We start from the raw sequence: 20,302 nt of genomic DNA, 5'->3' as shown, positions 1-20,302 counted from the left end.
CAGCATCCTCTCAGCGGGGCCCGCCCAGGCTGGTGGAGTAACCGGAGACGACCGAGTACCTTCGCACCGAAATGAGGGGGAGCCCATGGTCTCCCACGCCGCCACCTTGCCCGTCCCCACGGCCGGGGACCACACAGCCCAGGAAATCGCGGGCAACGTGGGCAGGCTGAACCGCTTCTTCGAGGACGCCTGCGACCGCACACCGTGCGCCGTCGCCGTCGAATGCGGACCACACCGTCTGACCTACTCCGACCTCGACGCTCGAGCCAATCAAATCGCCCGCCACCTGCGTCACCTCCGCATCGGCCCAGGCAGCCGTGTGGCGCTCCTGCTGCCTCGGTCTGTGGACATGTACGTGTGTCTGTTGGGTGTCTGCAAGACGGGGGCGGCGTTTGTGCCGATCGACCCCGCAGCGCCGCCCGATCGGGTCGCCTTCATCCTGCGCGACGCGGGCGCCGCTGTACTGCTGACCACGTCCGTTCTCGCGGCCGACGCCACCTGGGCAGGACCTCGCCGGGCGTGCCCAGTGATCGAGATCGACGCGTGCGCAGGAGACCTCGCGCTGCTGCCCTCCTCGCGACAGGCCGTCGTGGATCGGGGCGAGGACGATCCGCTCGCTTACGTCATGTACACCTCGGGATCCAGCGGCAGGCCCAAGGGCGTGGAGATCGCCCAGTCGAGCATCTGTAACTTCCTGCGCGTCGTGTCCCCGATCTACGACGTCCGGCCGCAGGACCGGGTGTACCAGGGCATGACCATCTCGTTCGACTTCTCCATCGAGGAGATCTGGCCCACCTGGACGGCCGGCGCCACGCTCGTCGCCGGACCGACCGACTTCGGACGGCTCGGTGCCGAACTCGCCGACTTCCTCCAAGAGCGCGACGTGACCGCCCTGTACTGCGTGCCGACGCTGCTGGCCACGATTCCTCGCGAGCTCCCGCAGATCCGCACCATTGTCGTGGGCGGCGAAACGTGTCCCGCCTCGCTCGTCGAACGGTGGAGCAGGCCAGGACGGCGCATCCTCAACACCTACGGGCCGACCGAGGCCACCGTCACGGCTACCTGGCAAGAGCTGCTGCCCGGTCGCCCGGTGACGATCGGCCGCCCCTTGCCGACGTACTCGGTCATCCTCCTCGACGAGCGACGCCAGCCTGTGCCCCATGGCGCCGTCGGTGAGATCTGCTTGGGCGGCCCCGGCCTCGCCCGTGGCTACGTGGGCCGGCAGGACCTGACCGCCGACCGTTTCATCGGACACCCGCTGGCACCCGGCGACGGACGTCTCTACCGCACCGGAGACCTCGGCCGGATGACCGACAACGGGGAGATCGAGTACCTGGGCCGGGCCGACGCGGAGGTGAAGATCCGCGGCTACCGCGTGTCGCTGGACGAGATCGACAACGTACTGCTGGAGGACTCCGGCGTGGCCCAGGCGGTCACCGCCCTCGTGGCTCCCTTCAACGGGCACGACGGCGACCGCATTCTCGCCGCCTACGTCGTGCCCACCGAGGCTGCTACGGTCCCCGACAACGTTCTCGCCGCCCGGCTGTACGAGCGGCTACGCCGCGCCCTGCCCGCCTACATGGTGCCCTCGGCGCTGGACTTCCTCGACCGGCTGCCGGTCATGCCGAGCGGTAAGGCCGACCGCACTCGACTGCCCGCACCGACCGGCCGTCGACTCATCGGCACCGGCCGCGTGGTGCCGGCTCACGGCCCGCTGGAGACGAGGGTGCGGGACGCCTGGGCGCAGACGCTCGGCATCGCCCCCGCGGAGCTGTCGGCAGAAGCGGACTTCTTCACCGACCTCGGCGGTCACTCTCTGCTCGCCGCCCGCGCCGTGTCGCTGCTGCGCGACGGACACAACGAGACTGGCCCCACCCTGCGCAACCTGTACGAGAACCCGACCGTGCGCGCGTTCGCGGCATGCCTGCGCACCTCGGCGGAGACCCCCCGCAGGCAGGAGCAGCCGCGGCCCGCGCCCATCCGGCACGGCCGCGCACGGATCGCGCGCGCCGGGCTGGCCCAGGCAGGGGCGATCTACGGACTGCTCTTCCTGCTCACGGGGCCGGTAGCCGTCTCCTACGCACTGGACCATGGCCGGACAGCGGGGTGGCAGGCTGTGCCGGCGATCGCTGTGCTGGCCGGTTACACCGCCGTACGCTGGCTCGTCCCCCTGGCCCTGGCGCGCCCGCTTACGGTCGGCATCAGGCCCGGCCGGTACCCGCTGTGGGGAGCGACCTACCTGCGTCTGTGGGTGCTGGACGTGCTGCTGCACGGAATCGGCCCTCTGCGGGTGCTCAGCGGTTCCCCTCTGATGGGCCCCTATCTGCGGCTTCTCGGCGCGCGCATCGGCCCTCGCACCACCATCGCCACCGGTCTCGTCGGCCTGCCCACGCTTCTGCGTATCGACAGCGACGCCGCGATCGGCTACGGCGCCACGCTACGCCCCTGGCAGGTCGCCGACGGATGGGTCACCGTCGCCCCGATCACCATCGGTGAGGGGGCATACGTCGGCGCCAATGCGGTCCTCGAACCCGGCGCCTCCCTGGGCCCCCGGTCCGCGCTGGGCGAGCAGTCTGCCGCAGGCCCGGACGTGGCCGCCCCTCCCGGAGCGCGTTACGTCGGCTCGCCCGCGCGACAGGTCGAAGCACTCTCCCCGTTCGTCGAGACGGTGCTGCGGTCCCGGATCGAGACGGACCGCTGGCGGCCGCGGCAACTGGCCGCCGTGCTGCTGGGCCTGGTCCTGCTGGAAGCGGCAGCGGTCGCGTCGGCCCTGCCGAGCGTCGCCCTGTTCTGGTGGGCCTGGCTACAGGAGGGTACGGCCGCCGGGATCGCCGCCACCGTGCTGTCCGGCCCGGTCTTCGTAGCCACCGTGTGCCTGATCACCGCTGCCGGCAAGCGAGCGGTCCTGCCGAGGACGCCCCCTGGGGTCCACCCGGCTCGCTCAGCGCTCGGCGTGCGCAAGTGGATCACGGACAAGCTTCTGGAGCACAGCCTCGTCTTCACCAACTCGCTCTACGCCACGCTCTACACGGTCCCGTGGCTGCGGCTGCTCGGCGCCCGCGTCGGCCGGCGCGCCGAGGTCTCCACCGCAGCGCACATCGACCCGAACCTGCTCACCCTCGGCGAGGGCAGCTTCGTCGCCGACATGGCCGGCGTCGGCGTCGCCGCCTACGCGGTCGACCGCATGGCGTTCGACCCCACCGAGGTCGGCGAACGCGCGTTCGTGGGCAACGCGGCAATCCTTCCGGCCGGAACGCGACTCGGCTCGCGTTGTCTGATCGGCGTGGGCACAGTGCCGCCCACGGACCGCGTGCCCGCCGACAGCACCTGGCTGGGATCGCCCGCGTTGCGGCTGCCCGTACGCCAGGACAGTGGCACGTTCCCCGAAGAGCTGACATTCCGGCCTACTCGCAAGGCCGTGCTCGGCCGGTTGTCCATCGAGTTCTTCCGCGCCACGATGCCCGCCTCCCTACTCACCGCCAGTGCCTACCTGTCCCTGCTGGCCCTGTCCGAAACCGCCCGCCGAACAGGTCCGCTGGTGCCGCTGTTCGTCTCGCCGTTCCTGGACATGGGCGCGGTGCTGGCTGTCATCGGCTACTGCGTGCTGGCCAAGTGGGTGGTCGTCGGAAGGTACCGGCCGCGCGTCGAGCCTCTGTGGAGCCTGTTCGTGAGGCGTACAGAGTTCGTTACCGGCCTCTTCGAAGCAGCCGCGGTCCCAGCAGGCGTGGTTGTTCTGGTCGGGACGCCGTTCCTGCCGCCGGTGCTCCGCCGGTTCGGTGCCCGCATCGGACGGCGCACCTGGATCGGCACCACGCACCTCACCGAGTTCGACCTGGTCGAGGTGGGCGACGACACGGCGATCGGCATGCACGTCTCACTGCAGACCCATCTGTTCGAGGACCGCGTGATGAAGATGTCGACGGTGACCGTCGGCCCCGGCGCGAGCATCGGCCCCCGGGCGATCGTGCTCTACGACACGGTGGTGGGCGCCGGCGTCCGGCTCGGAGCACTGTCCCTGGTCATGAAGGGCGAGCGGCTGACACCGGGAACAAGCTGGCACGGCCTCCCCGCCGAAGGGCTCACCGCACCGGCCGGACGACATGAGCCCACCGAACCGAAAGAGCCCTTGGCAGTGACGTAGTCATGGCACACCCCCACAACGCCGCCGGGCACCGCCCACTCGCCCTCGTCTACCGCGGGCCGGCCTCGCTGCCCGGATGTCCCGAGGCGGTCGCCGGGCTCCTCGCCTCCGGCTCGTGGAATCTTGACGTCCGCTTCACCGGTCCGGACGAAGCACTCCCCCTGTCTGCCGATTCCCTGTCCCGCGCCTTGCTGTACGCCCAGCCCGGCGGCGGCACACTTTCCTCCGCCTACCGGATACTGCGGCGGCAGCGCCGGGCAATCCGCGGCTTCGTCCGCAACGGCGGACGCTATCTCGGCTTCTGCCTGGGCGGCTATCTCGCCGGGTCCACGCCCGGCTTCGGCCTCCTTCCCGGCGACACCGACCAGTACATCTCCTCCCCCGGAGCCACAATCCACGACGAGGGCAACACGCTGGTCCAGGTGACATGGCGAGGCCGCACCCGCACCGTGTTCTTTCAGGACGGCCCTATCTTCTCCCTCGACGAGAACGCGGACGCGAAGGTCCTGGCCACGTACGACAACCTCACCCCCGCCGCACTCGTGACCCGATTCGGCCGTGGCCGCGTGGCGGTCACCGGACCGCACCCGGAGGCCACGGACGACTGGTACACCGACCACGGCCTGCCGGTCCACCACACCCGGGACCTGGGCCTGGACCTGGTGGAAGCGGTGATGCGGGGATGACCACACCGCCGGCAATGTGGCTCACATGCGCCGACCCGCCGATACCGCCGATATGTCTGGATGCCGGTGAACGGCGGCGGGCTCGCACATTCACTCAGGTGACAGAACGCAACCGGTACGTCGCCGCGCACACCGCACTGCGCCGCCACCTCGCTGTCCGGCTCGGCGTCGCACCCCGGAAGGTGGCCCTCACCCGAGAGCCGTGCCCGACATGCGGCGGCCCGCACGGCCGACCGGTGGTTGTGGGCGGCTCACCGTACTTCTCCCTGGCCTACAGCGGCGACCTCTGTCTGGTCGCGGTGGCCGACACGCCGGTCGGCGTCGACATGGAGCACATACCCCCACCCGACGTGGTGACCGAACTCATCCCTTACCTGCACCCGAGGGAGCGGGACGAACTCGCTTCCATGCCCGAGATCGAGCGGCCCCTGGCCTTCGCCCGGACCTGGGTGCGCAAGGAGTCCTACCTCAAGGGCCTCGGCACGGGCCTGAGCCGGGGGCTGTCCACCGACTACGTCGGCACGGGTGTCGCCCCGACCCAGGACCTGCCCGGCTGGACGATCGCAGACGTCACCGTGCACGGAAGCCGCACCGCGGCGATCGCGCTCCGCTGTTGATGGCCACATGTGCCCATCAACAGCCCTCGATTCCTCCGGTTGTCTCCACTGCCGTCACTCGAACGGCCGATCGGCGACACGAGACCTGCGCACCAAGCGCTCCCGCTCGTCGACGTCCGTCTCCCGCTCCCGCTCGGGCCGCCTGCGGTCCTGCGGGTCGTCAGTGCGCCGCTGGTCGCGGCCGTCTTCGCGCCTCGGGCTCTCCCGGGTGGCCCCGTCCCTGGCCCGTCGCTCGTCTCGGAGGCCCTTCATCGTTTCTCACCTCGCGTGTCGTTTCTGCTTGACAACTCCAGCCTGCGATCGGGGAACTGTGAGGACGCTGAGAGCCGGTTCGATCCTCAGCGTCCTCTCAGCAAACAGCCAGGCCGGAGCTATGGTGGAGAGAGAGGGCGCCATGCGCATGCTGATCATTGAGGACGAGCGTGAACTCGCCGAGGCGATCGCCGACGGACTCGCCGCGGAGGGCTTCGTAGCCGATGCCGCACACGACGGCACGGACGGACTGTGGCGGGCCCTTCACGAACCGTACGACGTCATCGTGTTGGACATCATGCTGCCTGGCCTGTCCGGGTACGAAGTCCTGAAGCGGCTACGCGCAGCCAAAGTCTGGACCCCGGTGCTGATGCTCACGGCGAAGGACGGGGAGTACGACGAGGCGGACGCCCTCGACCTCGGCGCCGACGACTACCTGAGCAAGCCGTTCTCCTACGTGGTGCTCGTCGCCCACCTGAGGGCTCTGCTGCGCCGCGGGGCACCCGCCCGGCCCGCCGTACTTGTCGCCGACGACCTCGCCCTGGACCCCGCATGCCGCCGCTGCCGCCGCGGGAACCGCGACATCGACCTGACTGCAAGGGAGTTCACGCTCCTCGAATACCTGCTCAGACACCCTGACGAGGTCATCAGCAAAACAGACATCCTCACCCACGTGTGGGACGAGAACTTCGACGGTGACACCAACATTGTCGAGGTGTACGTCGGTTATCTCAGGCGCAAGATCGACGCTCCGTTCGATCGCCTGACCATCGAGACCGTCCGCGGTGCCGGCTACCGGCTCCGCAGCGGCGCGAGGTGACCGATGGTCACCGGCGCCCGGTCCTGGTGGGCCCGCCGGTCGCTGCGACTGCGACTGACCGCCGCCGCAGCCCTGGTCATAGCGGCTGGGCTGACCGGAGCCGCCGTGCTGCTCGTCACCTGGCTGCACACCAGTCTCATCGGCGGACTGGACCAGACCGCCCTGCAACGCGCCCAGGTCGTGGCCGCAGAAGTGGACAGCAGGACCACCACCGAACTGCCCGTCACCGACCACGGAGAAGTCGCCGTGCAGGTCGTCGACAGCAACGGAAAGGTGCGTTCCAGCTCAGCCAATCTGCGCGGCCGACCAAGAGTGTTCACCTTTCCAGCAAGCCACTCCAGTAACCCGCGGCCCCACACCGTCCACGACATTCCCGTGGGAGACAGCGGGACATGGCGCGCCGTCGGCATCCCCGTCGCCTCGCGCCACGGCCACATGACCGTGTATGTGGCCGTGCCCACCGAAGGGGTCGACCACGGTATCGCCCAGCTCAGCGCCGGGTTGGCCATCACCGTGCCGACGGTCGTCGCCCTTCTGACCGGAGTCGTATGGCTACTCACCGGTCGCGCGTTGCGTCCCGTGGACGTGATGCGCGCCCAAACCGCGGAGATCACCACGTCCGACCTGAGCCGCCGCATCGACATACCGCCCACCGACGACGCACTCGGCCGACTGGCCACGACCTTCAACGATTTGCTGGCCCGCCTGGACGCCGCGACCCGGCGACAGCGAAGGTTCATCGCGGACGCCGCCCACGAGCTGCGCAGCCCCCTCAGCACCCTCCACACCCGCCTCGACGTCGCCGTCCACCACCCAGGCTCCGCCGACTGGCAGACCGTTGCCCCAGGGCTGCTCCGGGAGACCGAACGGCTTACCCGGCTCGTCGACGACCTCCTCCAGCTCGCGCGACTCGACGCCCGACCCCGGCTGCGGGCCCGCCCCGTCGACCTGGACGAGATCGTCTTCACCGAGGTGCGCGAGGCCCGCCGACGCACCCCCCTCGTCATCGACCAGCGCGCTGTCAGCGCGGCACGCGTGCAAGGCGACGAAGACGCCCTCACCCGTGTCGTACGCAACCTGCTGGAAAACGCCCTGCATTACGCCACGACTCGTGTTGACATCAGCCTCCAAACCCTCGAGGGCACCGCACAACTGATCATCGCCGACGACGGCCCCGGCATCCCCGAGGCCGACCGGGAGCGCGTCTTCGGACGCTTCACCCGTTTGGACGACGCCCGCGCCCGAGGCACCGGCGGCAGCGGGCTCGGCCTCGCCATCGTCCATGAAATCGTTACGGCCCACCACGGCAGCATCCGCATCGAGGACAACCGGCCCGGTGCACGGTTGGTCGTCCTGCTGCCGACAAGGAACCGGTGATCGGTCGAGGCGGAGCAGGACACACACAGATGCAGAAGTTGCCTGCGCGTTCATCTGTGGTGGCGTCCGGATCCACGTTCTGCGGCCGAGTCGGAGGAGATCCGCCGGCATCAGCAGGCCATCGTCGAGTCCCTGAGGCAACTACCGCACCGTGCTCCAACACGTCGACGCCGACGGACCGGTCCTGGCGCTGGGACGGTCCCGCCTACGGCTCCCTCCTGACGGAATCTGAGCCGGCATGAGCGTCAGGAAAGCCTGGCCATCGATGCCGCAAGGCACCGGGCACATGAGATGGAGGATGATGACCTTCATGCACATCCGCATCGACGCCGTCGACCTGCCCGGCCTCACCTGCCCGGCCCCCGCCGACGCCAAAGTCCCCGCGTACGGCAACATCCATGTCGCCGTGCAACGCCGCGATCGTCCGGCCGAACTCCTCGACCCGCAGCCCGGCGACGCCGCGTCCGCGACGTGGACCCTGGAGTGCACCGCGACCGCCTCGCCGACCGGCACCGAGGTGAAAGGCCCCTACGTGCAGGACCGTCTGGGCCGCCGGTTCATCTACCTGTCGTGGGGCACGGTCGACGAGTCGGGCACCTTCACGATGTTCCGCCGCGCCAAGCTCATGCTCGATGCCGTCCCCGCCGACGTACTCGCCTCCGCCGCACACGACGGCCTGCTGGTCGGACGCCTCGGTCTGACCGACGCGTGCGGCAACCCCCTGTGCGCACGAGTAGTGCCCCCACACATCTCCTGGACCGCCGAGCCCGCCGCGTAGAAACGACTGCCAGCCGGGCTGCGCGACAGCCGCATCGCGGCTGTTGGTCCGTGTAGCTGTCCGTGAGCTTCCTGACGGGCCAGCCAAAGGTTGTCCCGCAATGATGGCGTAACCGAGCACAGAGCTGCCTGATGGGCCGGCGTTGGGCTCAGCCGATGGCGCGTGCAGTCTCCAGGGACCGGGCGAAGTCGGTGAGCGTGCGGAAGTCGTCCTCGCGCAGACCGATCCGCGGGTTGACGTGGTGCAAAAGCCCACGCCCACGGTGGCGGCCGGTCACGTACGCCTCGTCCAGATCGCTCTGTTCATCGTCCACCCAGGCGAAGGGACGCCCGTTGGCATAGTCGACGAGTGGACCGGTCTTCCAGCGGACCCCGTCGGGGCGGTCCTGGAACAGTGCGTCGACGAAGGGGAGCTCGGGAAGGCCGAGCACCGGGGCGATCCACCGGTTGACGTCGTCCATCCATGAGGTGGCCCAGCAAAGCTCGTAACCAAGCCCGAGCGGGGTTCGCCCATGCTTTGAGTTGAGCCAGTCCCGCAGGGGTCGCCGCCGAGCCGAAAGTCCTCCGTGTCCCTCATGGATCCCGCTGTCCTGGGGCACTCTGCGTGTGGTGTAGCCGTCGGGGCACTTTCCCGGCTTGGCTGCACAGGAGTTGAGTGGCCTTATGCGGGCATGAGACATGTCCGCACCTTCTCGCGGGTCTGCGGATGGTTCCGCGACAGGTCAGTAAAGCAACGGTCGCGCGTCCGAGTCCGCGTCGCTGTCTGGAGCTACCGGATTGTCGGGAGTCAGGGAGTGGATGCGTGGTATCGGCGAGGGCAGCAGCCAGAGCAGCGACAGCGCTCCGCCGACGGCAGCGATGAGGAGGGTCACCCGGAGGCCGATGAGGGTAGCGAGGAGGCCTCCGAGGACGGCACCCACAGGGCGTAAGCCGTAATTGATCGTGCTGTACGCGCCGGCGACTCGGCTGCGCATGCCATCGGGAATCACGTCTGCCTGAAGGGAGTTGAGGTTGACGTCGAACAGCATGACGCCGACGCCGGAGAGGAACTCGGTCAGGGCCAGGGCTCCGGCGCGAGCCCAGAGGGGGCCGCCCGCAGCAGCAGCGATGGCGATCGGTGCCGGGAACAACACAGCGCCCACGACGATGCTGCGGCCCACGCCGAGCCTCCGCGAGATCTTCGGGGCGATCACCGCGCCAAGGAGCGAGCCGGTGGCGCCGATCCCGAACGCCATCCCGATGACTCCCGCGGTCAGTCCGAGGTTCCGGCTGGCGAACAGCACGATCAGGCCACTGCCCGCGACAAAGGTGAAAAAGTTGACGGTCGCTGCGCACCCGAGGCTCGCCCGCAACACCGGGTGACGGACGACGAACACCAGTCCCTCCCTGGCACGCCGCAATAGCGGGGGTGCCGCTTGGTCATGGGCGACCGACGGTTCGTCGACCGAAACCCGACCGACCAGAACCGCGGACGCCAGGAACGTCAGAGCGTCGACAACGACGGCGACGGGAGCGGTCAACGCCTGGACCAGAGCACCACCGATCGCCGGGCCGGCGACGTATGACACGGACCGGCTGGCACTGAGCTTGCTGTTCGCGTCGACGTAGGACGACCGGGGCACCAGCTGGGCGAAGAACGGCGGATAGGCGGTGTTGAACAGCACCCCAGCAGCACCCGTCAGCAGAGCGACGACATACAACTGGCCCAGGGTCACTGCCCCCAACAGATAGGCGGCCGGGAGGGAGAGCAGCACTGCGGCCCGGACCAGGTCGGCGAGAACCATCAGGCGCCGCTTGTGGACACGGTCGTCGACCCAGGCACCCAGGACGATCGCGAGCAGGTTCGGGGTCCAGATGAGCGCTGTCAACCAGGCCACCTCGTTCGCCGAAGCGTGCAGCGCCCCCACCGCGATCAGTGGTAGGGCCAGTTCGGTGATCCGGTCGCCGAACTGCGAGATCGACTGGCCGGCCCAGAAACGCCGGAACCGCTGATCACGCCACAGCGATACGGGTAAGGCCTGGCCCGTGACGCTCATGACGTCCCGCCGGTCTGCCCCTCGGCACCCTCCGGCAGGACGTAACGCAGCAGCCGGACTCCACGGCCGTCGGCCGGACACGCGGCCTCGTCACGCGTCACGTAGGGCGCGAGAACACATTCGATCGCGTCCTCGATGGCGGCGAGTTCGTCAGCTGAGACGACGACGCGTGTGTCGGCCAGACCCGCAAGCCGCTGCCACACAGAATCGAGCTCGGGCTCGACCTCGGCAGCCCACCGGTTCGGCAAATCTCCGGAGCGCAGGAACATCTCCCTGGACAGGGCCCGCGCAGCCGACCTGCCCTCCTCATCGTCTGGAACCCTCGGCGCCTCGAACCGGAAGCCACGTGCCACTGCCTCCCACCACCGCTGCCGGCGATCCGGGCCTGGCTCGGCATCGCGCACCAGCCCAAAACTCGCCAGATGCCGCAGATGCCAGCTGGTCACCGACGGGGTTGCTCCCACGTCGGGCGCGAGTTGCGTCGCCGTCGCCGGCCCTTGCCGCTGCAGGCGTTCAAGGATCGCCAGCCGCACTGGATGCGCCAACGCCCGCATCGCCTGCGGATCAGTGATCTCGATATCACCCAAACGATTACTGGAGTCCATAACGTGAGAGCTTCCTCTCACATATCGTGAGAGTCAAGTCTCACGTCTCCGGAACACTGGGTAGCCGCCGTTCGATGGCCCTGTCGGCGGGGGCTCGCCGTGGAGTCCGTCGCTGGAAGGCCGCGTACTGCTGGTCGCGGCGTACTGGCGCGCCAACCTGACACCGCGCCGGCTCGCCCCGCTGTTCAGGGTCTCGATGTCCGCCGCCGACCGCATCATCAACCGTCACCGGCCTCTGCTCGCGCTACGCCCCGCAGACGGTTCCGCAAGGACGCCGTGCTCATCGCGGACGACACCTTCGCCCCACCGGGACCGCTCGGTGGCCGAGCAAGCGAAGAATTACCGGTACTCCGCGAACCACCAGGTCGTCATCGATACCGGCAGCCGCCTGGTCGTCGTGGTAGGCCGACCGCTCCCCGGCAACCGCAACGCCCCGGCCCCCTGGGCCTGCCCCCAGGGGCAAACTGGCTGTCCGTGATGCGCAGGCTGTGACCTCGACGGATAGGCGGCCACGCCCACCCGCCGGGCATGTCGGGGTGCGCGCGGCACCGTCGAGGTGATGGCGGCTGATGCGGCCTTACCAGGGAAGGCTGCCCTCGGCATCGACGAAGCCTCCTGTGGGGCCGTCGGGGCCCACCTGCGCCATACGCACGATGATCTCGGCGCCCTGCTCGACGCTCTGGACGCCGGTGTTCCCGTTCAGGTCGGTCTTGGTGAAGCCGGGCTCCACCGCGTTGATGCGCATGTTCGGGAACGCCTTCGCGTACTGCACGGTGATCATGTTGACCGCTGTCTTCGACGCCGGGTAGGCCACGCCCGGGTAGGCGTACGACGGGGTACCCGCACTGGTGAGCCGGGTCAGCGAGGCCAGGCCACTGCTGACGTTGACCACGACCGGGGCCTCGGAACGCTCGAGCAGCGGCAGGAAGGCGTGCAGAACACGCACGGTGCCGAAGACATTCGTCTCGAACGTGTTCCGCATGATGTCGGCGGTCACGTCCGCGGCACCGATCACGACGTTGCCGGCACCCCTTTCCTCGATGCCTGCGTTGTTGATCAGTACGTCAAGCCCTCCATCGGCCTCTACGGTCCTCGCCGCCGCCTCGACGGACGCGTCGTCGGTGGTATCGAGCTGGACCAGCCGTGCACCCAGCTCCTCGGCGGCCCGGCGCCCGCGTTCGGCATCCCGGCTTCCGATGTAGACGGTGTGGCCCGCGGCAGTGAGGCGGCGGGCGGTCTCGAAGCCGAGACCCTTGTTCGCTCCGGTGATCAGTGTCGTTGTCATGCCTCCAGGCTGCAGCTGAGTGTCGGAAGCAGCCAGGAGTCCCGTCTTCCTGGGACTGCCAGTACCAGGAAGTTCCGCGCGCGGCGATGCACAGTGGTGACATGGCGAGCACGGATTTCGGGCGCACGGTGCGGCGCTGGCGCGACCGGGTCTCCCCGGAGGCGGCCGGGCTGCCCGCGGGCGGCCATCGGCGCGCGGCCGGGCTGCGCCGGGAGGAGCTGGCCCTGCTGGCCGGGATCTCGGTCGACTATGTGACCCGCCTGGAACAGGGCCGGGCCACCAACCCCTCGGAGCAGGTCGTCGAGGCCCTGGGGCGTGCCCTGCGCCTCTCCACGGCCGAGCGCAAGCACCTGTTCCACATCGCCGGGCTCGTACCCCCGGGACAGGGCACGGTGCCCGCCTACATCACACCGAGCGTGCACCGGATGCTGGACCGGCTGACCGGGACGCCCGTCGCGGTCTTCGACGCGGCGTGGACGATGCTGCTGGCCAACCCGCTGTACACGGCGCTGATGGGCGAGCGGCACGGCCGGGAGCGCAACGGCGTGTGGCGCGCCTTCCTCGGGTCGGGTGATCGCGTCCGCTACACAGCGCAGTCCCGGCGCTCGATGGAGACCGCGGTGGTCGCCGACCTGCGCACGACTGCCGGCCGGTACCCGGATGACCAGCAACTGCGGCGCCTGGTCACAGAGTTGCGCACGAACAGCGAACGGTTCGCCGAACTGTGGGATGCGGGCGCCGTGGGTCAGCACGAGGCTGCGCGAAAGACCATCGATCACCCGCAGGTGGGCTCCTTGACGCTGGACTGCGATGTGCTCAGCGTGGCGGGCAGCGACCTGCGCATCATGATTTACACGGCCGAGCCCGGCACCGAGGACGCCGAACGCCTGGAGCTCCTCGCCGTCCTTGGCACCCAGACACTCGTCGGATAGCCGCCCTGCCGCAACCACTACGTCTTCGCGGCTTCCGTCCACAGGTCACCGGCCTGCGGCTGGGGAGACAAGGTGAGCCATCCTGAGGAACCCATGCCTGCCTTGCAGTTCCGTTCCAGTCACAGGCCGGACAGTAAGCGCCGGCACCAGGGTCCGCCTTCAAATGGGTCTTGCCCGCCGTGGACCGGGATACCGCGAGCTGGCTCACCCAGGCTCATCTACGAGAGCCCAAAAAAGATCGGACGGCGATGTCGAGAACCCGCGTCCGGCTCCGTCCCCGGGGTGAACGCGACCACAATGGGTCGCACGAGCACCGAGGAGAACCACGATGGCCAAGTACCTGCTGCTGAAGCACTACCGCGGCGCCCCGGCTTCGGCCAACGACGTGCCGATGGACCAGTGGAGCCCGGAGGAGATCTCGGCGCATATGCAGTACATGAACGACTTCGTGACCCGACTGGAGAAGACAGGCGAGTTCGTCGACGGTCAGGCGCTCGCCCCCGAGGGAGCGTGGGTCCGCTACGACGGTGAGGGGCGCCCGCCGGTCACCGACGGACCGTTCGCGGAGACCAAGGACCTCATCGCCGGCTGGATGATCATCGACGTCGACAGCTACGAGCGCGCCGTCGAGCTGGCCGGGGAGCTGTCGGCCGCCCCCGGGGCGGGCGGGAAGCCGATCCACGAGTGGCTCGAGTTGCGCCCGTTCCTGGCCGCGCCGCCCACCATCACCGAGTGACCTCTCAGATGAACGAGGCCCTGCTCCGGAGCCTCACGCCGAGCGTGCTCGCGATCCTCGTCCGCCGCGGAGCCGACTTCGCGGCGGCCGAGGACGCCGTGCAGGACGCTCTGGTCGAGGCGGTCCGCGTCTGGCCGGCCGCCCCTCCGCGGGACCCCAAGGGCTGGCTGGTCACCGTGGCCTGGCGCCGGTTCCTCGACGCGACCCGGGCGGACGCCGCCCGCCGTCGGCGTGAGGACCTCGTCGACGAGGAGCCGGCGCTCGGGCTCGCGCCCGCGGTGGACGACACGCTCCAGCTCTACTTCCTGTGCGCCCACCCGTCGCTGACGCCGTCGTCCGCGGTCGCGCTCACACTGCGCGCCGTCGGCGGGCTGACCACCCGCCAGATCGCCCAGGCCTACCTGGTACCCGAGGCGACCATGGCGCAACGCATCAGCCGGGCCAAGCGCACCGTCTCCGGCGTGCGGTTCGACCAGCCCGGCGACGTCGCCACCGTGCTGCGCGTCCTCTACTTGGTCTTCAACGAGGGCTACTCCGGCGACGTCGATCTCGCCGCCGAGGCCATCCGGCTCACCCGGCAGCTCGCGGCCGCGATCGACCACCCCGAGGTGGCGGGGTTGCTCGCCCTCATGCTGCTCCACCACGCCCGGCGCGCCGCCCGGACCGCGCCCGACGGCAGCCTGGTGCCGCTCGCCGAGCAGGACCGCGGCCGGTGGGACACTGAGTCGATCGCCGAGGGCATCGAGATCCTGCAGGCGGCCCTCGCCCGCGACCGTCTGGGCGAGTTCCAGGCCCAGGCCGCCATCGCGGCACTCCACGCCGACGCGCCCACCGCCGAGGAGACTGACTGGGTGCAGATCGTCGAGTGGTACGACGAGCTCGCGCGCCTGACCGACAGCCCGGTCGTCCGTCTCAACCGCGCGGTGGCCGTCGGCGAGGCCGACGGACCGCGCGCCGGACTGGCTGCGCTCGTGGCGCTGGACGACTCACTGCCCCGCCACACTGCGGTGGCGGCGTACCTCCACGAGCGCGACGGCGACCTGGCGACGGCGGCACGGCTGTACGCCGAGGCGGCCCAAAAAGCTCCCAACCTCGCCGAGCGGGACCACCTGACGCGCCAGGCCGCCCGGCTCAACGTCCGCGGGTGTCGCTGACGGGTCGCGCTCGGATTTGCCCGCAGCACGTAGCTCGACCCCGTGACCAGAGCGGTCGCCTCAAAGTGAGTAGGGGGTCGAGACCAGCTACGCGACGCGTTGGCGGAGAAGCTCAGCGCCGACGACAGGCGCGGTGGATGCGTGGTGTCTCGATGGACGACCCGCCCGCTGAAGTGCCCCGTGAAGGGGACCCATCTGCGACGGTTCGGCTGCCCGAAAGCAGCGGCTCACCCAGGCTCATCTACGAAGAGCCTGTTATCAGAGAGGCATTGAGGGCTGAGCAGAAAAGATCCCCGTTGCGGCGGCCGATGATAGCGCAAGTGACGCAAGGTGAGGCGAAAAATGCCATAGGCCCTGCGCCGTGGCGTGTATTTTGATTTTCATAATTTTTCCGAAGAATCAAGGCACCGAAACCTGCTCCGGATTCAACCAACCGGTCATGGCTTAGGAGTTACCTCCAGCAACCGCCCATCGGGGACCGGTACGCGGGTGTGCGATGGAAAATGATGAGACAGCCGAATCATGAGAAAATATAGGCGGAGGCACTACGGGAGCCGAGGCCGGTGCCGTACGAGACGCCACTCCGAGAATGTTGGTTCGAGCTGGGGCCGTCGCCAGAGACCCAGTTGAACGAGACGGGCCGGCAGCAGAGCGGGCCGAACGAGACGATGATCGCCAACGCCCAGTAGTCCTACGTGAATCGTCCCCGTTGAGCCGTAACGTGCGTGGTGCCTCTGAATCCCCAGCACGCTGATGGGACAGTCCAGTTCGCCCCTAGCCTTTGGGCTGATGAACATGAAGAAGACAACCTTGCGGAGCATCACTGTCGCAGCGGCAGCCTCCTTGTGCTTGGAGGCGGGCATATTGGGCACGTCAGCGAGTGACTCCGTTGCCTCTCCGCAGAATTCTCAAGTAGCGCCGTCGGTGCTTAAGTGCTACACGACCATGAGTGACCCAAACGCGATCGTGTGCTACCGGGTATCGAAGCGGCCTGTGAACCGGGGCGGCCAGATCGAATTCTTCCCCTTCCTCATTCAGGTGCCCACGCCTTCCAATCCCCCGCCCGCGGTCGTCGTGAACGTTTTGCCGCCATCGCCCGATCTTTGGGACACGTAATCCCGGACGGTTTACTCTCCACCAGTGTCGAGGAGCGGCACGCGAAGTAAGAATTCGCCGTCCCACCAGGCGCCGAGCAACTGCTCCCCGAACCGGTCTTCCAACCATCCGGTGGCCGCGATGCCGAACGCGACATCCGGTGCCAGATCCGGCTTCACCTGGAGCAGGCCGGCGACGACCTCATGTCGCATGAGGTGCTCATGCACGGCGTCGGCCTCGACATGCTCCGTATAGAAGTGGACCGCCGCAGGCCCGGCGCCGACTCGCTTCAATGCCTCCGCAAGACGCCTCGACCCCGGGGAGGAGGTGATCTCCACTGAGGCGAAGTGACCGACCAGCGCACCACGGTGTGAGCGGTGGAGCCCGAAGAACGACATGAGGTTGACGGTCGCGAGCATCTGCTGCGATCCGGCATCGAGGTAGCGCCCGTACGAGGTGTCCAGGTGGAGGTCTGCCATCAGATCGGCGAACAGCTTCGAGTGGTTCCGTCCGCCCGTCCCGCTCCGAATTCGTCGTACTCCACCGCTACCATCCCCGCCTTGGCCCGACCCGTCAGGCGCGGAATCACCCACACGTGCGGATCGGCCTCCTTCAGGTGGTACAGCGAGCGATGGGCGGCGTACTCGCGCAGATGCCATCGCTCGCCCTCGTCCCGCAGGAAGTACGACACACCTTCGGCGTCCACCGGCTCCAGAAGGGCTTCGTCCAGTGCGCTGCCGACATCCTCGGCAACCGGCACGTCAGCGCCCAGAGCCGTCAGAAAGCCGCGCTCCAGTGCGGCACGCACCCTGAGCAGTTCCGGATCCCACTCCCACGCGCCGTCCACCCAGTCGAAGCCGCGGTAGTGCAAAAGCCGCGTGGCCCACTGCCGTCCTTGGTTTCTATCGGCATCACGCCGAGGCTCACCGCTTCGCGTTCCGCCTCATCCAAAAAATATCCGTGCGCGACGACTATCCGAAGATGCGCTTGCTGGGTGTCCTCCGGTCGCGGCCGGCTGGGTGGGGCGTAGCCGTGGTCCCGGCGGATCGCCAGGTGTACGCCGTTATGGCCGACGAGTTCCACAAAATCAGGATCGCTCACGACCTGAATTTCCGCATCGAGGAGTGAGGTGTAGAACTCCGCCAGGGCTTCCGGCTCCGGGCAGTCCAGAACGAGGACACTTGCCTTTGCAACTGTCATGTGTTTTCGGGTACGCGCCAACGCTCAGAACACACAGGCGACGGTCCGGGGATGCAGGGACGGGCTTCCGTCGTCGAAAGCCGCCTTTATGGGACCTTCAACATGCACCGCGTCGGCCTTGGTCAGCGTGGCGCGAGTCTGTTCACTGATTCGGTCGGCACGGATGCTCACCAGCTCTTTCTGACTCAGCGCAGACCCACCAGCGTGCAGGCATTCCCGGGTGGGGCGTAGCGCTGCACAGCACGGCAGGCACCAGCAGTAGCACGCACCGCCTTGCATCGGCGGCCAGAGGCTCGGCGGCCGTGACCCATATGGCGGGCTGTACAGACACCAATCCCTCGTGGCGCCACCACGGCTACGGCACGGCCCGCGGCCCACCAGACGTCCCGTCACACAGCAGGATCAGCCTGTTTTGCAGCGTGACTAAAGGGGTCTCGTGGCCCGCTCGGGATGCGCGGGCCAGGACACCCATCAACCCTGGATATGGCGGAGCAATGCCGCTGAGTGGCGGCCCCCTGCGCAGACGCCGATCGGCTGCCTGCCCATGAATAGGTGACGCACCCATGAATGACACAAACAAGATCTTGCTCGCCGCGGCCCTGGCCGGCGGCTATCTGCTGGGCCGTATGAAGCAGGGCCGGTTCGCTCTTACGGCGGCATCCTATATTGCCGGGCGTCAATTCGGACTTGAACCGCGGCAGCTCGTCGTTCAAGGGATCCGCAAGCTCGGAGAGATCCCGCAGGTTGCGGATCTGGGTGAGCAGCTGCGCGGGGAGGTCATGAACGCGGGCCGGGAGGCAGTCACCGCCGCCGCCAACCGTCGGCTGACGACGCTCGCCGATTCGCTCCGGGAACGTACCCTCCAGCTCGAAAGCGGCGGGGAAGAAGAACCGGAGGAGGGCGAAGAAGAAGAGGAAGAGCGCGAGGAGGAGCACGCGCGCGACGAGGGGGAGGAGCCGGAAGAGGAATACGAGGAGGAAGAGGAGCCCGCAGAAGAGGAGGAGCCCGAAGAGGAATACGAGGAGGGCGAGTACGAGGAGGAAGAGGAGCCCGAAGAGGAAGAAGGCGAGGAAGAAGAGCCGGAGGAAGAAGAGGAGGAAGAAGAGGCCGAAGAAGAGGAGCCGGAAGAAGAGCCAGAAGAGCGGCCACGCCGTCGCACACCCCGCGCTGCTACGAAGCCGACGCCGAGGAAGCGTACGCCCAGCAAGTCGGCCGCTGGCCGGCGTGATGCGACAAAGCGGGCAGCCACCGCGAAGAAGGGCGCGGAGAAGCCGGCAGCCAAGAAGGCCGCCGCGAAGAAGGCAGCCCCCGCCAAGAAGACCGCCGCGAAGAAACCAGCTCCTGCCAAGAAGACCGCCGCGAAGAAGACGGCGCCCGCCAAGAAGACCACCTCCAAGAAGGCAGCTCCTGCTAAGAAGACCGCCGCGAAGAAACCAGCTCCTGCTAAGAAGGCCGCCGCGAAGAAGACGGCAACCAAGAAAACCGCGACGAAGAAGGCCACCGCGAAGAGGCCAGGGAAAAAGACTGCCGCCAAACCTGCGAAGAAGACCGCCGCCAAGAAGGCTCCTGCGAAGAAGACTGCGGCACGGAAGAAGGCCGCTCCCGCTGCGAAGACTGCCAGGAAGAGCGCCCAGAAGACATCACCGGCCGGGCGGCGGAGGTAACCGATCATGGCAAAAACGGAACAGGACAACGCGGACTCGGGACTCGACCGGCTGCGTGAAGAACTCGCGGACTATCTGAAGGCGTGGGTGGGGGATCTGGCCGAACGGGCCGGCGACAAGCTGATCGATGTCACGGACCAGCTCACCGACGTCGCCGAGAACGGCGGATCACTCTCCAAGGTCGGAGCCTCCCTCCTAGGAGGCGACTCCCCCCTCAAGGCCGGGCTCTCCGGGGCAGCGAAGCACGTCAAGGACAGCGTCCTGGGGAAGGCCAAGGAAGCTCTCGGCGGCGGGCATGGACGCAAAGCAGGCGACAAGAAGGTCACCAACATCATCGAGGTCATCGACGTCGGGGTGCCATTGCGTACGGCCTACGACCACTGGACGCAGTACGAGAAGTTCAGCAGCTTCACCAAGGGCGTACGGGATGTGTCGCCGACCGACGAGACGACCAGTAACTGGAAGGTCAAAGTCGGTCCGTCGACTCGGGGTTGGAAAGCGACCGTCCAGGAGCAGGTGCCCGACGAACGCATCGTCTGGACGTCGGAAGGCGCCAAGGGATCGACCCGTGGTGCGGTCAGTTTCCATGAACTGGCACCCGGACTGACCCGCATTGTTCTGGTCGTCGAGTACTACGCGTCCGGGCTCTTCGAAAAGACCGGAAATCTGTGGCGCGCTCAGGGGCGGCGACTGCGGCTGGACCTCAAACACTTCCAGCGCCACGTCACCCTCACCGACGAAGAGCCGGAGGGCTGGCGCGGCGAAATCCGCGACGGCGAGGTCGTAAGGACTCACGAAGACGCCCTTGAGGACGAAGAAGCCGAGGGCTACGAAAGCGAAGAGGACGAGGAAGAGGAGGAGGGCGAGGAAGAGGGCGAGGAAGAGGGCGAGGAGGAGGCGGACTGGGAAGAGGACGACGACGAGG

Annotated in this window: 17 protein-coding genes and 2 pseudogenes; 12 read left to right on the top strand and 7 right to left on the bottom strand. The window is 68.2% G+C overall.

Annotated features, from left to right (window positions below; genetic code table 11):
- The first annotated feature begins 85 nt into the window (after positions 1-85).
- The 3 genes from ACWCP8_RS32180 (at position 86) to ACWCP8_RS32170 (ending at position 5,444) form a co-directional block, all read left to right on the top strand.
- Positions 86-4,141 (top strand): Pls/PosA family non-ribosomal peptide synthetase, encoded by a 4,056-nt coding sequence (locus tag ACWCP8_RS32180; protein WP_451119705.1) that lies wholly within the window; start codon positions 86-88, stop codon positions 4,139-4,141.
- Positions 4,142-4,143: 2 nt separating this feature from the next.
- Complete coding sequence (locus ACWCP8_RS32175) at positions 4,144-4,827, top strand: BPL-N domain-containing protein (protein WP_451119703.1); 684 nt, start codon at positions 4,144-4,146, stop codon at positions 4,825-4,827.
- 98 nt (positions 4,828-4,925) lie between these two features.
- Complete coding sequence (locus ACWCP8_RS32170) at positions 4,926-5,444, top strand: 4'-phosphopantetheinyl transferase family protein (RefSeq protein WP_451119701.1); 519 nt, start codon at positions 4,926-4,928, stop codon at positions 5,442-5,444.
- Positions 5,445-5,498: 54 nt separating this feature from the next.
- Here ACWCP8_RS32170 and ACWCP8_RS32165 read toward each other — a convergent pair whose 3' ends face one another.
- Complete coding sequence (locus ACWCP8_RS32165) at positions 5,499-5,696, bottom strand: hypothetical protein (protein WP_451119699.1); 198 nt, start codon at positions 5,694-5,696, stop codon at positions 5,499-5,501.
- A 142-nt stretch (positions 5,697-5,838) separates the two neighbouring features.
- Here ACWCP8_RS32165 and ACWCP8_RS32160 point away from each other — a divergent pair, with 142 nt between their 5' ends.
- From ACWCP8_RS32160 to ACWCP8_RS32150, 3 genes are all read left to right on the top strand, one after another.
- Positions 5,839-6,516, top strand: coding sequence for a response regulator transcription factor (locus ACWCP8_RS32160; protein ID WP_352269826.1), 678 nt, complete (start codon positions 5,839-5,841; stop codon positions 6,514-6,516).
- Positions 6,517-6,519: 3 nt separating this feature from the next.
- The gene (locus tag ACWCP8_RS32155; RefSeq protein WP_451119697.1) at positions 6,520-7,893 is read left to right on the top strand and encodes a sensor histidine kinase; all 1,374 of its coding nucleotides are present in this window, start codon (positions 6,520-6,522) and stop codon (positions 7,891-7,893) included.
- Between the two features lie 310 nt (positions 7,894-8,203).
- Positions 8,204-8,671 carry a DUF5990 family protein gene (locus ACWCP8_RS32150; protein WP_356006495.1) on the top strand — a complete coding sequence of 156 codons (468 nt, stop codon included), beginning with the start codon at positions 8,204-8,206 and terminating at the stop codon, positions 8,669-8,671.
- A gap of 148 nt (positions 8,672-8,819) precedes the next feature.
- On the opposite strand, the gene ACWCP8_RS32145 is transcribed toward ACWCP8_RS32150, so the two are convergent.
- The 3 genes from ACWCP8_RS32145 to ACWCP8_RS32135 are packed head-to-tail and all read right to left on the bottom strand — an operon-like array spanning position 8,820 to position 11,311.
- On the bottom strand, positions 8,820-9,350 hold the full coding sequence (locus tag ACWCP8_RS32145; protein WP_451119695.1) for a hypothetical protein: 531 nt from the start codon (positions 9,348-9,350) through the stop codon (positions 8,820-8,822).
- 42 nt (positions 9,351-9,392) lie between these two features.
- Positions 9,393-10,706, bottom strand: coding sequence for an MFS transporter (locus ACWCP8_RS32140; protein ID WP_451119693.1), 1,314 nt, complete (start codon positions 10,704-10,706; stop codon positions 9,393-9,395).
- Complete coding sequence (locus ACWCP8_RS32135) at positions 10,703-11,311, bottom strand: ArsR/SmtB family transcription factor (RefSeq protein ID WP_451119691.1); 609 nt, start codon at positions 11,309-11,311, stop codon at positions 10,703-10,705. Before ACWCP8_RS32135 ends, ACWCP8_RS32140 begins: the two co-directional genes overlap by 4 nt.
- A 91-nt stretch (positions 11,312-11,402) precedes the next feature.
- Here ACWCP8_RS32135 and ACWCP8_RS32130 point away from each other — a divergent pair.
- Positions 11,403-11,756, top strand: a pseudogene (locus ACWCP8_RS32130) (helix-turn-helix domain-containing protein); the annotation flags it as partial.
- Between the two features lie 132 nt (positions 11,757-11,888).
- Here the strand turns inward: ACWCP8_RS32130 and ACWCP8_RS32125 are convergent.
- Positions 11,889-12,596: an SDR family NAD(P)-dependent oxidoreductase gene (locus ACWCP8_RS32125; RefSeq protein WP_451119689.1), complete on the bottom strand. Its 708-nt coding sequence runs from the start codon at positions 12,594-12,596 to the stop codon at positions 11,889-11,891.
- Positions 12,597-12,697: 101 nt separating this feature from the next.
- Between ACWCP8_RS32125 and ACWCP8_RS32120 the strand changes: the two genes are divergently transcribed.
- The 3 genes from ACWCP8_RS32120 (at position 12,698) to ACWCP8_RS32110 (ending at position 15,418) form a co-directional block, all read left to right on the top strand.
- Positions 12,698-13,528, top strand: a complete 831-nt coding sequence (locus tag ACWCP8_RS32120; protein WP_352269836.1) for a helix-turn-helix transcriptional regulator — start codon at positions 12,698-12,700, stop codon at positions 13,526-13,528.
- 328 nt (positions 13,529-13,856) lie between these two features.
- Positions 13,857-14,264: a YciI family protein gene (locus tag ACWCP8_RS32115; protein WP_451119687.1), complete on the top strand. Its 408-nt coding sequence runs from the start codon at positions 13,857-13,859 to the stop codon at positions 14,262-14,264.
- A gap of 8 nt (positions 14,265-14,272) precedes the next feature.
- Positions 14,273-15,418, top strand: coding sequence for an RNA polymerase sigma factor (locus ACWCP8_RS32110; protein ID WP_451119721.1), 1,146 nt, complete (start codon positions 14,273-14,275; stop codon positions 15,416-15,418).
- A gap of 1,127 nt (positions 15,419-16,545) precedes the next feature.
- Here ACWCP8_RS32110 and ACWCP8_RS32105 read toward each other — a convergent pair.
- A pseudogene (locus ACWCP8_RS32105) lies at positions 16,546-17,384 on the bottom strand (iron-containing redox enzyme family protein); the annotation flags it as partial.
- Entirely contained in the window at positions 17,291-17,713 is a 423-nt protein-coding gene (locus ACWCP8_RS32100; protein WP_451119685.1) for a VOC family protein, read from the bottom strand. The gene ACWCP8_RS32100 and the pseudogene ACWCP8_RS32105, both read right to left, overlap by 94 nt.
- Positions 17,714-18,276: 563 nt before the next feature.
- On the opposite strand from ACWCP8_RS32100, the gene ACWCP8_RS32095 reads away from it, so the two are divergent.
- Together ACWCP8_RS32095 and ACWCP8_RS32090 are read left to right on the top strand one after the other, a co-directional pair.
- Positions 18,277-19,377: a histone protein gene (locus ACWCP8_RS32095; RefSeq protein WP_451119683.1), complete on the top strand. Its 1,101-nt coding sequence runs from the start codon at positions 18,277-18,279 to the stop codon at positions 19,375-19,377.
- A gap of 6 nt (positions 19,378-19,383) precedes the next feature.
- Positions 19,384-20,302 (top strand): SRPBCC family protein (locus ACWCP8_RS32090; protein WP_451119681.1); only part of this gene is annotated, 919 nt, incomplete at its 3' end.

Source organism: Streptomyces sp. NPDC002206, from assembly GCF_053593595.1.
This window is presented reverse-complemented; position numbering and strand designations above follow the sequence as displayed.

Excerpts from the sequence above, each read along its gene's own strand:
- ACWCP8_RS32120 (WP_352269836.1), top strand. The coding sequence starts at position 12,698 with ATGGCGAGCACGGATTTCGGGCGCACGGTGCGGCGCTGGCGCGACCGG.
- ACWCP8_RS32165 (WP_451119699.1), bottom strand. The coding sequence starts at position 5,696 with ATGAAGGGCCTCCGAGACGAGCGACGGGCCAGGGACGGGGCCACCCGG.
- ACWCP8_RS32155 (WP_451119697.1), top strand. The coding sequence starts at position 6,520 with ATGGTCACCGGCGCCCGGTCCTGGTGGGCCCGCCGGTCGCTGCGACTG.
- ACWCP8_RS32150 (WP_356006495.1), top strand. The coding sequence starts at position 8,204 with ATGCACATCCGCATCGACGCCGTCGACCTGCCCGGCCTCACCTGCCCG.
- ACWCP8_RS32145 (WP_451119695.1), bottom strand. The coding sequence starts at position 9,350 with ATGTCTCATGCCCGCATAAGGCCACTCAACTCCTGTGCAGCCAAGCCG.
- ACWCP8_RS32135 (WP_451119691.1), bottom strand. The coding sequence starts at position 11,311 with ATGGACTCCAGTAATCGTTTGGGTGATATCGAGATCACTGATCCGCAG.
- ACWCP8_RS32140 (WP_451119693.1), bottom strand. The coding sequence starts at position 10,706 with ATGAGCGTCACGGGCCAGGCCTTACCCGTATCGCTGTGGCGTGATCAG.
- ACWCP8_RS32100 (WP_451119685.1), bottom strand. The coding sequence starts at position 17,713 with ATGACAGTTGCAAAGGCAAGTGTCCTCGTTCTGGACTGCCCGGAGCCG.
- ACWCP8_RS32095 (WP_451119683.1), top strand. The coding sequence starts at position 18,277 with ATGAATGACACAAACAAGATCTTGCTCGCCGCGGCCCTGGCCGGCGGC.
- ACWCP8_RS32180 (WP_451119705.1), top strand. The coding sequence starts at position 86 with ATGGTCTCCCACGCCGCCACCTTGCCCGTCCCCACGGCCGGGGACCAC.
- ACWCP8_RS32110 (WP_451119721.1), top strand. The coding sequence starts at position 14,273 with ATGAACGAGGCCCTGCTCCGGAGCCTCACGCCGAGCGTGCTCGCGATC.
- ACWCP8_RS32125 (WP_451119689.1), bottom strand. The coding sequence starts at position 12,596 with ATGACAACGACACTGATCACCGGAGCGAACAAGGGTCTCGGCTTCGAG.
- ACWCP8_RS32160 (WP_352269826.1), top strand. The coding sequence starts at position 5,839 with ATGCGCATGCTGATCATTGAGGACGAGCGTGAACTCGCCGAGGCGATC.
- ACWCP8_RS32115 (WP_451119687.1), top strand. The coding sequence starts at position 13,857 with ATGGCCAAGTACCTGCTGCTGAAGCACTACCGCGGCGCCCCGGCTTCG.
- ACWCP8_RS32175 (WP_451119703.1), top strand. The coding sequence starts at position 4,144 with ATGGCACACCCCCACAACGCCGCCGGGCACCGCCCACTCGCCCTCGTC.